We start from the raw sequence: 14,102 nt of genomic DNA, 5'->3' as shown, positions 1-14,102 counted from the left end.
ACCACGGCGGCGGCTTCGGACATCACGACTTCTCGAGCAGCACGTAGAACTTCTTCGCGTCCTCGATCGTCTCCCAGCGGCCCGCGAAGCCGGCCGGCAGCAGGTAGCCCTGGCCCGGCGTGAATTCCTTGCGGTTGCCTTCGACGTCGGTCAGCGCGATCCGGCCCTCGACGAGCCACACCGCTTCGTCGGCCGCCGTTTCCGGGAACTCCACCGAGCCGGCCTTGCCTTCCCACCAGCCGATGATGTAGTTGCCGCTCTTGCCTTCGGCAGCGCGCCAATCGCTTTCGTCCATCCCGAAGTCGAGCTTCGTGAATTCGCCCACGCCTGCGCCCAGCGGCAGGATGTCCTTGATCAGTTTCGTCATCAGAATCGTTCGTCTCTCGATTGAAAAAAGCAGAGACAAAGTTACTCATTTACACTGCCCCGGTATGCCCCCCTTCGGGGGGGACAAGCGATGTTTTGCGGGGCGGGCGGGTCGGCAGGACAACCGACGGTGTTTCCCCCTAATGACGTTTCCGGTTGCGAACGCTACAATCGCGCCGCCTTTCACCGGGGAACCGCATGCTGCTCAACGTGAACCCCTTCCACCGCGACAACGACCGCTTCAACGTGTCGTTCAAGGCGCTGGGCGAGCTGATCGAAACGGTCGGCACGCCTCACTTCGTGCCGCGCCTCACGCAACTGCTGAACGACGTCGTGCCGCTCGACGTCGCGCACGTCGAGCGCTCGCGCGTCGACGGCACGATGCCCACCGGCTACCGATGCGAATGGATCGGCAGCAGCGGCATCGGCACCGCATCCAGCGAAATCTCCGACGTGATGACGCTCTACTACGAGCGCTTTCTCGACAGCGACCCGCTGTTCGCGGGGTTGCGCGGCAAGACCGGCACGATGCTCGTCGTGCGCGACATCGCGGCGATCCCGCCCGGCGAATTCCGCCAGCGGTTGTTCGACGACGTGCATATCGGCCACGAATGCGTGCTGGCACGCGGCACGCGCTATTCGCAGCATTCGATCGCGCTGGAGCGCGGCCGCGACCGGCCGCCGTTCACGCTCGCCGAGATGAACCGCTTCCGCAGCATCAGCGACGTGCTGTTCCCGCTGCTCGAACTGCATGCGTCGACCACCGCCGTGCGGCGCGTCGCGCATCCGACACCGGAAGTCCATCCGCTCGCGCAGTTCGACGCGCGCATCGCGGCCGACGGCGTGAAGCTGTCGAAGCGCGAGTACGAAACCTGCAAGCACCTGCTCTCCGGCAAGACCGTGCCCGAAACCGCCGGGATTCTCGGCGTGCGCGTCGCGTCGGCCGAGTCGTACGTGAAGCGCGCGTTCGCGAAGCTCGGCGTGCGGACCAAACGCGAACTCGCCGCGTGGGGTTCGGCGACCGCCGCGTTCCCTTTCGCCGGACCGCACGACGGCACCACGCCGCCCGCCATCTCCGGCTGACCCGCTCGTCACCCGGCTCCACCGCGTGGCCGCGTTCGGTTGCGCCGCGTCGATGCGGCGGCGCCACTTGCATCGAGACCCGTCGATGTAAACGTTGCGACTTCAAAATCTTCGCGCGGACGTTCTCCTCTACCATCGGCCGATCGCTTTACCTCGGAAAAAGGAGACGGCTCCATGCCTCGCGAACTCAATCAACCGATGGGCGGCAACGAGATGCCGCGCTTTGGCGGCATCGCCACGATGATGCGGCTGCCGCAGGCCGCGACGACCGACGGCCTCGACGTGTGTTTCGTCGGCGTGCCGCTCGACCTCGGCACGTCGAACCGCTCGGGCTCGCGCTTCGGCCCGCGCCAGATCCGCACCGAATCCGTGCTGCTGCGCCCGTACAACATGGCCACGCGCGCCGCCCCGTTCGATTCGCTGCAGGTGGCCGATATCGGCGACGTCGCGACCAACCCGTACGACCTGAAGGACTCGGTGCGCCGCATCGAAGAGGCTTACGACGAGATCGTCGCGAGCGGCTGCCGGCCGATCACGCTCGGCGGCGATCACACGATCGCGTGGCCGATCCTGCGCGCGCTGCACAAGAAGTACGGCAAGGTGGCGGTCGTGCACATCGACGCGCATGCGGACGTGAACGACACGATGTTCGGCGAGAAGATCGCGCACGGCACGCCGTTCCGCCGCGCGGTGGAAGACGGCCTGCTGCAATGCGACAAGGTCACGCAGATCGGCCTGCGCGGCACCGGCTACCATGCGGACGACTTCGACTGGTGCCGCCAGCAGGGCTTCACCGTCGTGCAGGCGGAAGAATGCTGGAACAAGTCGCTCGTGCCGCTGATGGCGCAGGTGCGCGAACGCGTCGGCGATACGCCGGTCTACCTGAGCTTCGACATCGACGGCCTGGACCCGTCGTTCGCGCCCGGCACCGGCACGCCGGAAATCGGCGGCCTCACCGTGCAGCAGGGCCTGGAAATCATCCGCGGGATGAAAGGCCTGAACATCGTCGGTGCGGACCTCGTCGAAGTATCGCCGCCGTACGATCCGGCCGGCACGACCGCGCTCACGGGCGCGAACCTCGCGTTCGAGATGCTCTGCGTGATGCCGGGCGTCGCCTACCGCTAACCCGATCGACAGGATGACCCTCATGTCCACCGCCGAGCTTTCCCGCACCGCCACCACCTTCATACTGCCCGCCGCCCGCATCGCCGGCCAGCCGGTGCGCACGCATTCCGACACGGCCGGCGCGCCGATCTTCGACGCATCGACCGGTGCCGCGATCGGCTGGCAGGAATTCGCGACGCCCGCGCACATCGACGCCGCGGTGCGCGCCGCGCGCGACGCGTTCGCCGGCTGGCGCGACACGCCGCCCGCCGAGCGCGGCCGCGTGCTCGCGACGATCGCCGAGCGCGTCGAAGCCGCGCGCGAGCGCCTGGCCGCGTTGCAGATGCAGGTGAGCGGCAAGCCGCCGTTCGAGGCCGACGCCGATGTCGGCGACGTCGCCGCGACGTTCGCGTACTACGCGAAGCTGTGCGAAGACCCGGCGCTGTTCGCGGCCGAGCCCGTCGCGCTGCCGAGCGACGCCGTCACGGCCGAACGCTTTTACGACGCGGTCGGCGTTGCCGCGCTGGTGATGCCGTGGAATTTCCCGATGGTCACGACCGCGTGGAAGCTCGCGCCCGCACTCGCGGCCGGCTGCGCGGTCGTGCTGAAGCCGTCCGAACTCACGTCGCCGACCGAGCACGCGCTGCTCGACCTCATCGTCGAGGCCGGCGTGCCGGCCGGCGTCGTCAACGTCGTGAACGGCGGCGCCGAGGTCGGCGCGGCGCTGACCGCGCATCCGCTGATCGACAAGATCTCGTTTACCGGCAGCACGGCGGCCGGCCGCAAGGTGATGCAGGCAGCAGCCGTCGACATGAAGCGCGTGACGCTCGAACTCGGCGGCAAGTCGTCGCTGATCGTGCGCGAGGACGCCGATCTCGACGTCGCGGTGTCGCTCGCGGTCGCCGGTGCATTCACGAACGCGGGCCAGATGTGCTCGGCCACCGCGCGCATCCTCGTGCACGACAGCCGCTACCGCAGTTTCATGACGGCGTTCGAGACGGCCGTGCGCGCACTCGTCGTCGCGCCGCCGGCTGCCGAACAGGTCGCGATGGGACCGCTGATCTCGGCCGCGCAGCGTGCGCGCGTCGAAGCGATGCTCCAGCAGGGCATCGATGCAGGCGCACGCGTCGCATTCAGCGGACGGGTGGCGGATACCGGCGCTGACGGCTTCTTCATGGCGCCCGTCGTGATCGCCGAGCCGGCCGCCGACAACCCGCTGTGGACCGACGAAGTGTTCGGCCCCGTCGCGTGCGTGAAATCGTTCCGCACCGACGACGAAGCGATCGCGCTCGCGAACGACACGCGCTACGGGCTCGTCGCGACCGTCGTCACGCGTGATGCCGAGATTGCGAAGCAGTTCCAGCAGCGCGTGCGCGCGGGACTTGTATGGATCAATGCGCCGCAGCTGATCTACCCGCACGTGTGCTGGGGCGGCTTCGGGCTCAGCGGGATCGGCCGCGAGCTCGGCGTCACGGGGCTGCGCAGCTATCAGGAGTTGCGCCACGCGATGCGCGCGATCGACTGACCAGGGCGGCCGCTCAGGCCATTGGCGACATCGCGGCACGGGCCGCGATGTCGCCTTTTTTGTATCCGCGGTCCGTCAGCACCGGGGCGGACGCGTCGAGCAGGTCTTTCAGCCGCGCGCCGCGGCCGGGCACGACCGACCGGATGAACCGGTTCGGGCTGGCCGACTGCGCCCGGCGTCCCGCGGGCGCTATGCCAGCACGATGTTCTTGATGACCTTCCTGATGCTCTTGTAGCTGTCGACCGATTCCGCCTTCTGGTCGGTCACCAGCGTGCCGATCCGGGCCGGCTCGCAGAAGCCGATCCGGCTGTTCGTGCCGAGCTTGCTGAAATCGGCGAGGATCGCAACCTCCGCCGCGTTGCTGACCATTGCGCGCGCCACCTCGGTTTCCATCCGGTCGTAGTTCGTCGCGCCGCGTACAGGGTCGACGCCCACCGGCGACAGCAACGCGAGATCGGCGCGATAGCGGAAGATCTCGGCAACCGTGCCGTCGCCGACCGTCGCGGCCGCACGGCTGCCGATCATCCCGCCGAGCAGGATCGTTTCATTCTTCCCTTGCTCCGGGTCGCTCGAGCGCATCTTCAGCGCGACGTCGATCGAATTCGTGATGATCGTGAGGCCCGACAGCTTCGCCAGTTCCTCGGCCAGCAGCGTGGTGGTCGTGCCGGCGTCGATGAATAGCGTCTGCGAGCCCGTGACGAGCCGGGCCGCCGCGCGGGCGATGGCCAGCTTCGCCTTCACGTGCGTCTGCGCACGCTCGGCGATCGGTGCTTCGTCGCCGACCTGCACCGCACCGCCGTGCACGCGCTTCAGTTCACCGAGCGCCTCGAGGTCCACGAGATCGCGGCGCACGGTTTCGCGCGACACGTTCAGGTCGGCCATGATCCGGTCGGTGGAAACGCGCTGCATCTTCGATAACAGAAGCCGGATCCTCTGGTATCGCTCTTCTTGCCACATGAAATGTCCTCGGAAATGTCTGTCAATCTTATTCGAACGGCCGTCTACGCGGCGCTTTCTTCCATCTCCTTGATGCCGACGAGGGTCTGCAGGGATTGACGGACCACCTGGAATTCACGGCTCGTCATCTTCGAAAACACGACGTGGATGCGGTCGTCGCCGGGCGTCGCGTCGTCCTGCTCGATGATGAACTGGACGATGCGCGCCTGGTCGATGCCGGGCATCGCCTGCAGCGACGTCAGCTTCACGGCGCCACGACTCGCGAGGATGCGCACGCCCCAGCGCTGCCGCGCGGCGAAAAAGCGCTTCTCGATCGGCTTCAGCCCGGCCAGGATCGCCAGCACGATCGCTGTCGCAGCGATCGAAGCCACATACATGCCGCCGCCCACCGCCAGCCCGACCGCCGCGACGACCCACAGGCTCGCCGCCGTCGTGAGCCCGCGGATGATCTCGCCGCGCAACATGATCGACCCCGCGCCGAGAAAGCCGATACCCGACACGACCTGCGCGGCGACGCGCGAAGGATCGAGCGACACGTTCTTCGCCTCCTGGATATCGGCGAAGCCGAACGCCGACACGATCATCACGAGCGCGGCGCCCACGGCCACCAGCATGTGCGTGCGCAGCCCGGCCGCCCATGACAGGCGCTCGCGCTCGATGCCGACGATGCTGCCGAGCAAGGCCGCCAGCAACAGGCGGGAAATGATTTCCAGCTGACTGATCATTCGAAGTCTCCTTCCTTGCAGATTCACTCGATGAAGCACGGACCGTGCGGACCGCTGCCCGACTTTTCCCGACTTCGCCCAACCGCCTTCGCGTGCGACAAGTTGTATTTTTGTGCGATGTTGCGATTTTGTGCGTTCTAATATACGGTACGCAAAACGACAAAGCCAGACCCAAGTTCGTTTGTTTCATCCGATCCACACGATCAATCGTCAGACCAATCAGGTAACACGATCCGGAACACTTGCTTAGGAGACCATCATGATCAGGAAGGTATGGATGCTGGCAACCATGCTGCTTGCGGCACTGGCTACGCCCCCCGTTCACGCATCGGAAGGCGACGTCTGCAAGAAGGTGACGCTCGGCGATGTCGGCTGGAGCGACATCGCGGCCACCACCGGCGTCGCGATGATGCTGCTGGACGGGCTCGGCTACGAGGCGACCAAGACGATCGCGTCGCCGCCGATCGTGCTGGCCGGCGTGAAGAAGGCGCAAATCGACGCGTTCCTCGGCTACTGGGATCCGAGCATGACGCCGACCGTGAAGCCGTTCGTCGATGCCGGCGCCGTGCACCTGCTGCCGCAACCGAACCTGATCGGCGCGCGCTACACGCTGGCCGTGCCGCAGTACGCGTCGGACAAGGGCCTCAAGCGCTTTGCCGACATCGCCAGGTTCCGCGACCAGCTCGACGGCAAGATCTACGGGATCGGCGCCGGCAACAACGGCAACGCGCTGATCCAGCGGATGATCGACAAGAACGAATTCGGGCTCGGCGGCTTCAAGCTGGTGGAATCGAGCGAGGCCGGGATGCTCGTCCAGGTCACGCGCGCCGTGCAGGAGCACCGGATGATCGTCTTCCTTGCATGGGAGCCGCATCCGATGAACATCAACTACAAGATCACGTATCTCGACGGCGGCGACACCGTGTTCGGCCCGAACTACGGATCGGCGAAGGTCTACACGCTCGTCACGCCCGGCTATCTCGAACGCTGCCCGAACGTCGGCAGGCTGCTGACCAACCTGACGTTCACGACGGAAGAAGAGAACCAGCTGATGGTGCCGATCATGAATCACGCCGATCCGGTCGCCGTTGCGAAGGAATGGGCGAAGAAGAACCCCGGCGTGCTGTCGAAGTGGCTCGACGGCGTCACGACCATCGACGGAAAGAACGCGAAGGACGCGATCGAGAAGCTCATCGGCGCGTAAGCACGCAATACAGGGAACCATCCATGCACAAGAATCTCGCGCTGTTCGACCTCGACCACACGCTGCTGCCGCTCGACAGCGACCAGGCCTGGAGCCGCTTCATCACGCGGGTCGGCTGGCAGGAGGACGACACGCATGCGGCGCTGATCGACGAGCACTACGGCCACTATGCAGCCGGCACGCTCGACATGGACGCGTATCTCGCCGTGACGCTCGCACCGCTCACGCGCTACCCACGCGAGCAGCTCGAACGCTGGCATGCGCAGTTCATGGACGAAGTGATCCGCCCGGCGATTGCACCGGAGGCACGCGCGCTGGTCGACCGGCATCGCGAGAACGGCGATCTCTGCTGCATCGTGACGGCGACCAACGTCTTCGTCACGCGGCCGATCGCGGCCGAGTTCGGTATCGAGCACCTGCTCGGCATCGAGCTCGATACCGACGACGGCACGCCGGCCGGGCGGTTCACCGGGCGCAGCATCGGCGTGCCGAGTTTCCGTGAAGGCAAGATCGTGCGCACGGCGGCATGGTTGAGATCGCTCGGCTACCTGCCGTCCGATTTCGAACGGACCTATTTCTACAGCGATTCGATCAACGACGTGCCGCTGCTCGACTACGTCACGCATCCGGTCGCGACCAATCCCGATTCGAAGCTTTCCCAGGTTGCCGGCAAACGCGGCTGGCCTGTCATGAAGTTGTTCTGATTCGGGCGATATTCTCTGCTGTCCATTTTCATGTCTGGAGGGGAAATGAAATACGGAGCACGCAGCAATCATCCCGATCAATCAGGAATCCGACTCGAATCGGATAGCAAGCCTTTCGTACCGCCTCGTCATGCGGAAAGCCGCATTCCGCACTGGCGCGGCGTTTTCATGATCGCGCTCCTGTGCACGCTGGCCGCCTGCGGCGACGGCGACTCGGGCCCGGCCGGCAATGCCGCCGCCGCACGCGCATCGGCACCGGGGTCGGCGTCCGCGCCGGTCCTGCACTGCGCAAGCGCGTGCCACTGACCGGCACCGGCCCCACTCGTCATCCAGGACTGAGAGCGATCATGCAAAACAAACCCACGACACGACGTCAATTCCTTGCCGATGCGCTGAAACTCGCAGGCGCCACCGCGGTGACGGGCATGCTGCCCGAAAGCATCCTGCGCGCGCAGTCGATCCCGGCCGCAACCGTCACCGGTACGCTTCAGGATGTGCAGCACGTCGTCATCCTGATGCAGGAAAACCGGTCGTTCGACCATTATCTCGGCACGCTGCGCGGCGCGCGCGGCTTCGGCGATCCACGGCCGGTCGTGATTTCCAGCGGCTATCCGGTCTGGCGCCAGCCGTCGCTGCTGTCGTACGTGTTTCCGTTCAACCCGTCGCCGCCCGTTTCCGGCGTCGCGAACGGCGATACGTACTACGGCGACCTCGATCACAGCTGGAACGGCACGCACAGCGCATGGAACAACGGCCGCTACGACAACTGGGTCGCCGCGAAGACGAGCGGCACGATGTACTACTTCACGCAGAACGACATTCCGTTCTACTACGCGCTGGCCGGCGCGTTCACCGTATGCGATGCATACCACTGCTCGATGCTTGGCCCGACGGACCCGAACCGCCTGTATCTGTGGACCGGCTGCTGCGGCAACGTCGCCGGCTATTCGCCGTACACGACGAACACGATGACCGGCACCGGCTGGACCACGATGCCGGAACGCCTGAACACGGCCGGCGTCACGTGGAAGTTCTACCAGGACAAGGGCAACGGGCTGGATTCCGGCCACGGCTACGGCGAGTACAACGGCTCGAGCAAGGATCTCTGGTGGAACGGCAACTACGGCGACAACGTCATCCTGAACTTCAAGCAGTACCAGAACCTCGGCGCAAATGACCCGCTCGCACCGGCGCTCGACGGCACGCAGATCGATCCGACCGGTGGCGGCACGGAATACGACACGAACCTGTTCAGCCAGCTGCGCGCCGACGTCGCGAACGGCACGCTGCCGCAGGTGTCGTGGATCGCCGCGCCGTATGCGTATTGCGAACACCCGTCGTGGGCCGCGAGCGGCGGCGAATGGTATGTGAGCAACGTGCTCAATGCACTGACGTCGAATCCGGCGGTATGGGCCAGCACCGTGCTGCTCGTGATGTACGACGAGAACGACGGCCTGTTCGACCATGTGCCGCCGGCCGTCCCGTCGAGCGCAGCCGCCGGCACCGGCCGGTCGACGGTTTCGACCGCCGCGGAATTCGTCGCCAGCGGCGGCGCCGCATCGGACGGCTCCGCAAGCGGCGACGTGCCGATCGGGCTCGGCCCGCGCGTGCCGATGTTCGTGATCTCGCCCTGGTCGAAGGGCGGCAAGGTCAACTCGCAGGTCTTCGATCACACGTCGGTGATCCGCTTCCTGGAAGCGCGCTTCGGGCTGCAGGAGACCAACATCACGCCGTGGCGTCGCACGGTGTGCGGCGATCTCACGTCGGCGTTCGATTTCGCGAATCCCGACCAGACGATTCCGGCGATCCCGGCCGCGGCCAGCCACATGGACCCGAACGGCTCGACGGTGCTGATTCCCCCGGCCACCACCACCGCAGTCCCCGCGCAAACGGCCGGCCGCAACACCGCGTGCCGGCTGCCGTACGAGTTCTTCGTCCAGGGCCAGGTCAACCGCGCCGGCAGGACACTCGCGCTGACGATGACCAACACAGGTTCGGCCGGCGTGCACCTGCAGGCATGGGTCGACGGCACGAGCACGACGCCGCGACAGTACACGATCGGCGCCGGCACAGGTGCGTGCCTCACGGATTCGCTCGTACTGAATTCGGGCGGCGGCTACGACTACTCGATCTACGGCCCGAACGGATTCCTGCAAACGTTCCGCGGTTCCATCGGCACATCGGGCAACACGGGATCGACCGGCGAAGTGCGCCTCTGCTATGACGTGCAGAACGGCAACGTGCAGATCACGCTCGACAACTCGGCCGGCTCGAACGCGACGACGTTCCAGCTCGTCGACAACGCGTACGGGATGAACAGCGCGCAATCGGTCAGCGTGCCGGCCGGTGCGACGCGGGCCGTCACGTGGTACGGCGACGCCGGCTGGTACGACGCGAGCATCCGCGACGCGAATGATCCGAATTTCCTGCGTCGTATCGCGGGCTGCGTGCAGGCGCAATCGGGCACGTTGCTGACGGACTCGGCGATCGGCAATACGAACGGGAAATTCGTCGCGGCGCTGGCGTCGCAGGGGTCGTCGTACGGCACGCTGCGGTTCGACTACGTCGTGCCGCCGTGGCGCCACAGCCCGAAGAACTGGGTCGGCATCTATCCGCGCGGCGCGCAGCCGACCAAGGGCGGCTACAAGTCGTGGGCGTACCTCCCCAAGAGCACCGGCTCGTTGCTGTTCTCGTCGACCGCGAACAGCACGCTCGCGTCGGGCCAGTACGATGCATGGCTGCTGTTCGACGACGGCTACACGCCGCTCGCCGGCCCCATCGCGATCAGCATCTGAGGTCACGGCGGTTACGTCGTCGTTTCGACGTCCCGGCCGGCGCGCATGCATGACGCGCGCCGCCGGGGGCCGCGCCCGAACGAGCGACAAACAATGACTCGGGCTCCTGTCGCCCTTCATCCACCGGCGATCGATGGCCGAAGCCGATCGGCGACACGACGCATCGCGCCCGTCATCGCGCCCGTCATCGCACCGGTACCCGCACCGTGGCGACATCGAAATCCAGCATAATCGGGCGGTCGTACGCGCACCGCAGCCGGCCTGTGCCGGTTGCCCGCACGGCGAATTGCGCAGGTGCAGAAAACGAAGAACAGAAGAGGACGCGATCGGGCGCACATCGGTGCGCCGGCGATCGCGTCGCTGACGAGACCACACCCTCCGCCGAAGACAGGACACCGACATATGGACCGTTCCGAGCACATCAGCATCGAACCGGCGCTCTCGCTTGCCGCCGACGAACTGGACCGCTGCGACTTCTCGTTCGACATCGCATGGGAGCTGAATGCGCCGTATCAGGATTTGCTCGACCTGCGTGCACTGCCCGCGCGCCGCAAGGACTACGGGTTCGATCCGGACGGCTGGGCAGACGAAGCGGCCGGCAGGGCGGCGCTCTTTCGCGCGACCGCCAGCGGGCAGTTCGCCGGGTTCGTCGCGGTCGCCGAGAGCTGGAACGGCATGGCCGAAATCGCGGAGCTGGCCGTCGACCGGGAACATCGGCGCCTCGGTATCGGGCAATTCCTGCTGGCGGCAGCGGAAGCGTGGGCGCGCAACCACGGATTCCGCTTCATGCGGCTGGAAACGCAGGCAAACAATGTCGCGGCCTGCTCCACCTATGCGCGTGCGGGCTTCGCCCTCGGCGGGCACGACCGCTTCCTGTACGCCGACGGCGAAAATGCCGGGGAAGTCGCGCTGTTCTGGTACAAGGACCTGCGCGACGGCCAGACCGCACGGAGCCGCACGGTCGACCCCGCATCGGTACGGCCGGTGCGCTGACGCATCGCCGCGCGGCGCGTCATTGCCGCATCACTTCCGCGTCGCGACGATGAACAGCCGTGGGAACGGCAACAGCACGGTACCGTCGTCGAGTGCCGGATAACCGTCGGGCCCGGCGATCGCGTCGCGATAGCGCACGAGGAACGCGCGCTGTTCGGCGTCGTCGAGCGCGGCGAGGAACGGCCGCAGCGCACTGCCCTTGAACCATTCGACCACCGCGTCCGCACCGCCGCGCAGCGGATGGTAGTAGGTCGTGCGCCACACGTCCACGCGCGAACACAGCGGCGACAGCAGCGCGTAGTAGTACCGCGCATCGAATCGCTCGGTACGCGCCGCCCCGTTCAGCTTGTCGGCCCACGGCCCGGCAGCGGCGACCTCGCGCATCAGGCGGTGCGCGGGCTCGTCTAGGTTGTCCGGCATCTGCACCGCGAAATGGCCGCCCGGCGCGAGCCGGCCGACGAGCGCCGGGAACAGCGTGTCGTGCGCGGGCACCCATTGCAGCACCGCGTTCGACAGGATCAGGTCATAGCCGCCCGGATCGTCCCACGTCGTGACATCGGCAATGTCGAAACGCAGCGCCGGCAGCCGCTTGCGCGCGGCCGCGATCATGTCCGCCGATGCGTCGATCCCGTGGATCGTCGCATCCGGCGCCCGTGCAATCAGCGCCTCGGTCGAATTGCCGGGCCCGCAGCCGACGTCGATCGCGGTATGGATCGGCGTCTTCGGCACGGCGGCCAGCAGGTCGCGCACCGGCCGCGTGCGTTCGTCCTCGAACCGCACGTACTGGTTCGCGTATTGATCAAGTGGGGTCGTCACGAAGGTTCTCCTTGTCGGCAGCGGCGGCAAGCGTGCCGCGAGGGAGGCAGGCAGCCGCCGATGCAGCGCATTCTGCGACCGCGCTCGGCCTTCAGTAAAATGAATTTAATATCGTGATTGATTCAAAATTCTGATGAAGATCGATACGCTCGGTGTCCAGGCTTTCGTCGCGATCGCGGACGGCGGCAACTTCAGGCAAGCGGCCGACACGCTGCACGTCACGCAAACGGCGATCACGCAGCGGCTGCGCAAGCTCGAATCCTATCTCGGCGTCGCGCTGGTCGAGCGCACCACGCGTCGCACCACGCTGACCGAGATCGGCCGGCGCTTCCTGCCGCAAGCGCGCCGGCTGCTGAACGAATTGTCCGACGCGCTGACCGAAATCCGCGAGACGGGCCTGAGCCAGCGCGGCGACGTCACGATCGCGTGCGTGCCGACGGTCGGCGTGCAGTACCTGCCGCGCATCCTGCGCGCCTTCTCCGGGCACCGGCCGCACGATCGCGTGAAGATCCTCGATCACGCGTCGGCGTCCGTGCTGCAGGCCGTGCTGCGGCGCGAAGCCGAATTCGGCATCAGCATCGCCGGCGATCAGCATCCCGAACTCGTCAGCGTGCCGCTCACGCACGATCCCTACGTGCTCGTGTGCCGCGACGATCATCCGCTCGCGAAGCGGCGGCGCATACGCTGGGCGGCGCTGCAGCCGCATCCGCTGATCTTCGCCGGCGAAGTGAGCGGCAATCGCGGGCTGCTCGAAGGCGCATTGAAGACGAGCGGCGTGTCGCTGCATTCGTTCTACGAAGTGCAGCGCAGCTCGACGGCGCTCGGGCTCGTCGCCGAAGGGCTCGGCGCGGCCGTCGTGCCGAAGCTCGCGATCCAGAGGAATGCCTATCCGATGATCCGCACGATCGAGCTCGTCGAGCCGTCGGTGTCGCGCACGCTTGTGCTCGTCACGCGCAAGAGCGCACAGCTGTCGCCGGCCGCCCGCGCGCTGTACGACATGATCGTCGCGCGGGCGACGCCAACGCGGTAATCCGTGAGCGTGCGGTATGGGTAGCCGCGAGACATCGCCGCGTGTCGGCAGGTGTCAGGAAGCTGCGCCATTGCCGGCGAATGGCGTTTACAGCACCTTCACCATGAACACGCGTGACGTCCCTTCCGGCTCGCACGGCACTTCGCCGAATGCTTCGTAGCCTTGCTTCCGGTAGAAATCCGGCGCCTGGAACGAGATCGTGTAGAGCACCGCACGCGCACATCCGCGTCGTTTCGCCTCCGCTTCGGCCTCGCGCAGCAGCCGGCTGCCGAAGCCGCCTCCACGCAGCGATTCGGGCAGGTAGAACAGATCGATGAAGAAGAGGCCGAGCGACGTGCGACCGGTGAGGCCGCCCATGATCTCGCCGGTCGCGGGATCGGTGACGTACACGTCGAGCGCGGCCGCATCCGAGCGCCCCGTCATCGCGTGGTTGAATTCGCCGAGCTTGCGGCTGATGAAATCTCGTGCGGCCGGCTGCTCGGTGTCGGTCAGGCGAAGGGTAACGTCGGGATGGGCGGTCATCGGGCGAGTGCGTGCGTGAACGGGCCGCCGGGCATGCAGCACCGCGGCGGGCATCGCACGACTATAGCGCGTCGCCCGCTGCGTGGCGACCGCGCCATTGCCGCGCGATACCGCTCCCGGCCACACGCTCACGCCATCGCGAACGCCGCCTTCAGGTCGGCCATCCGGCGCCGCTCGCGAGCGATCATCATCCGGTTCACGACGATCACGCCGATCGTCACGGCCGTGATGAACAGCGTCGCCAGCGCATTCATCTCCGGGTTCAGCCCCAGCCGCAC

At 66.6% G+C, this 14,102-nt stretch carries 14 protein-coding genes and 1 pseudogene; 9 read left to right on the top strand and 6 right to left on the bottom strand.

Annotation, left to right across the window (positions count from 1 at the left end; translation table 11 throughout):
- Window positions 1-22: 22 nt before the first annotated feature.
- Entirely contained in the window at window positions 23-367 is a 345-nt protein-coding gene (locus DIE03_RS36920; RefSeq protein WP_124456971.1) for a cupin domain-containing protein, read from the bottom strand.
- Between the two features lie 197 nt (window positions 368-564).
- Between DIE03_RS36920 and DIE03_RS36915 the strand changes: the two genes are divergently transcribed.
- The 3 genes from DIE03_RS36915 (at window position 565) to DIE03_RS36905 (ending at window position 4,078) form a co-directional block, all read left to right on the top strand.
- Window positions 565-1,449, top strand: a complete 885-nt coding sequence (locus tag DIE03_RS36915; RefSeq protein WP_124456970.1) for a helix-turn-helix transcriptional regulator — start codon at window positions 565-567, stop codon at window positions 1,447-1,449.
- Window positions 1,450-1,623: 174 nt separating this feature from the next.
- On the top strand, window positions 1,624-2,574 hold the full coding sequence (gene speB, locus DIE03_RS36910; protein ID WP_124456969.1) for an agmatinase: 951 nt from the start codon (window positions 1,624-1,626) through the stop codon (window positions 2,572-2,574).
- A gap of 22 nt (window positions 2,575-2,596) precedes the next feature.
- On the top strand, window positions 2,597-4,078 hold the full coding sequence (locus DIE03_RS36905) for an aldehyde dehydrogenase family protein (RefSeq protein ID WP_124456968.1): 1,482 nt from the start codon (window positions 2,597-2,599) through the stop codon (window positions 4,076-4,078).
- Between the two features lie 189 nt (window positions 4,079-4,267).
- Here the strand turns inward: DIE03_RS36905 and DIE03_RS36900 are convergent, their stop codons facing one another.
- Window positions 4,268-5,035 (bottom strand): DeoR/GlpR family DNA-binding transcription regulator, encoded by a 768-nt coding sequence (locus tag DIE03_RS36900; RefSeq protein WP_124456967.1) that lies wholly within the window; start codon window positions 5,033-5,035, stop codon window positions 4,268-4,270.
- A gap of 44 nt (window positions 5,036-5,079) precedes the next feature.
- Complete coding sequence (locus DIE03_RS36895) at window positions 5,080-5,760, bottom strand: MgtC/SapB family protein (RefSeq protein WP_124456966.1); 681 nt, start codon at window positions 5,758-5,760, stop codon at window positions 5,080-5,082.
- A 259-nt stretch (window positions 5,761-6,019) separates the two neighbouring features.
- On the opposite strand from DIE03_RS36895, the gene DIE03_RS36890 reads away from it, so the two are divergent.
- From DIE03_RS36890 to DIE03_RS36870, 5 genes are all read left to right on the top strand, one after another.
- Window positions 6,020-6,964 carry a choline ABC transporter substrate-binding protein gene (locus DIE03_RS36890; protein WP_124456965.1) on the top strand — a complete coding sequence of 315 codons (945 nt, stop codon included), beginning with the start codon at window positions 6,020-6,022 and terminating at the stop codon, window positions 6,962-6,964.
- Between the two features lie 23 nt (window positions 6,965-6,987).
- Window positions 6,988-7,668 carry an HAD family phosphatase gene (locus DIE03_RS36885; RefSeq protein ID WP_124456964.1) on the top strand — a complete coding sequence of 227 codons (681 nt, stop codon included), beginning with the start codon at window positions 6,988-6,990 and terminating at the stop codon, window positions 7,666-7,668.
- Window positions 7,669-7,836: 168 nt separating this feature from the next.
- Window positions 7,837-7,974: a hypothetical protein gene (locus DIE03_RS38935; RefSeq protein WP_260435007.1), complete on the top strand. Its 138-nt coding sequence runs from the start codon at window positions 7,837-7,839 to the stop codon at window positions 7,972-7,974.
- A 41-nt stretch (window positions 7,975-8,015) separates the two neighbouring features.
- A complete protein-coding gene (locus DIE03_RS36875; RefSeq protein ID WP_124456962.1) occupies window positions 8,016-10,463 on the top strand; it encodes a phosphocholine-specific phospholipase C in 2,448 nt (815 codons plus the stop codon).
- A gap of 402 nt (window positions 10,464-10,865) precedes the next feature.
- On the top strand, window positions 10,866-11,456 hold the full coding sequence (locus DIE03_RS36870) for an N-acetyltransferase (RefSeq protein ID WP_124456989.1): 591 nt from the start codon (window positions 10,866-10,868) through the stop codon (window positions 11,454-11,456).
- 30 nt (window positions 11,457-11,486) lie between these two features.
- On the opposite strand, the gene tam is transcribed toward DIE03_RS36870, so the two are convergent.
- Complete coding sequence (tam, locus tag DIE03_RS36865; RefSeq protein WP_124456961.1) at window positions 11,487-12,272, bottom strand: trans-aconitate 2-methyltransferase; 786 nt, start codon at window positions 12,270-12,272, stop codon at window positions 11,487-11,489.
- 133 nt (window positions 12,273-12,405) lie between these two features.
- Between tam and DIE03_RS36860 the strand changes: the two genes are divergently transcribed.
- A complete protein-coding gene (locus tag DIE03_RS36860) occupies window positions 12,406-13,302 on the top strand; it encodes a LysR family transcriptional regulator (RefSeq protein ID WP_124456960.1) in 897 nt (298 codons plus the stop codon).
- A gap of 87 nt (window positions 13,303-13,389) precedes the next feature.
- On the opposite strand, the gene DIE03_RS36855 is transcribed toward DIE03_RS36860, so the two are convergent.
- Complete coding sequence (locus DIE03_RS36855; RefSeq protein ID WP_124456959.1) at window positions 13,390-13,824, bottom strand: GNAT family N-acetyltransferase; 435 nt, start codon at window positions 13,822-13,824, stop codon at window positions 13,390-13,392.
- 128 nt (window positions 13,825-13,952) lie between these two features.
- Window positions 13,953-14,102: pseudogene (locus DIE03_RS36850) on the bottom strand (putrescine ABC transporter permease PotI); the annotation flags it as partial.

It is taken from the genome of Burkholderia sp. Bp8992, from assembly GCF_003853705.1.
Classification (GTDB): domain Bacteria; phylum Pseudomonadota; class Gammaproteobacteria; order Burkholderiales; family Burkholderiaceae; genus Burkholderia.
The sequence above is the reverse complement of the archived record's forward strand: the minus strand, read 5'-3'. Positions and strand labels throughout refer to the sequence as shown.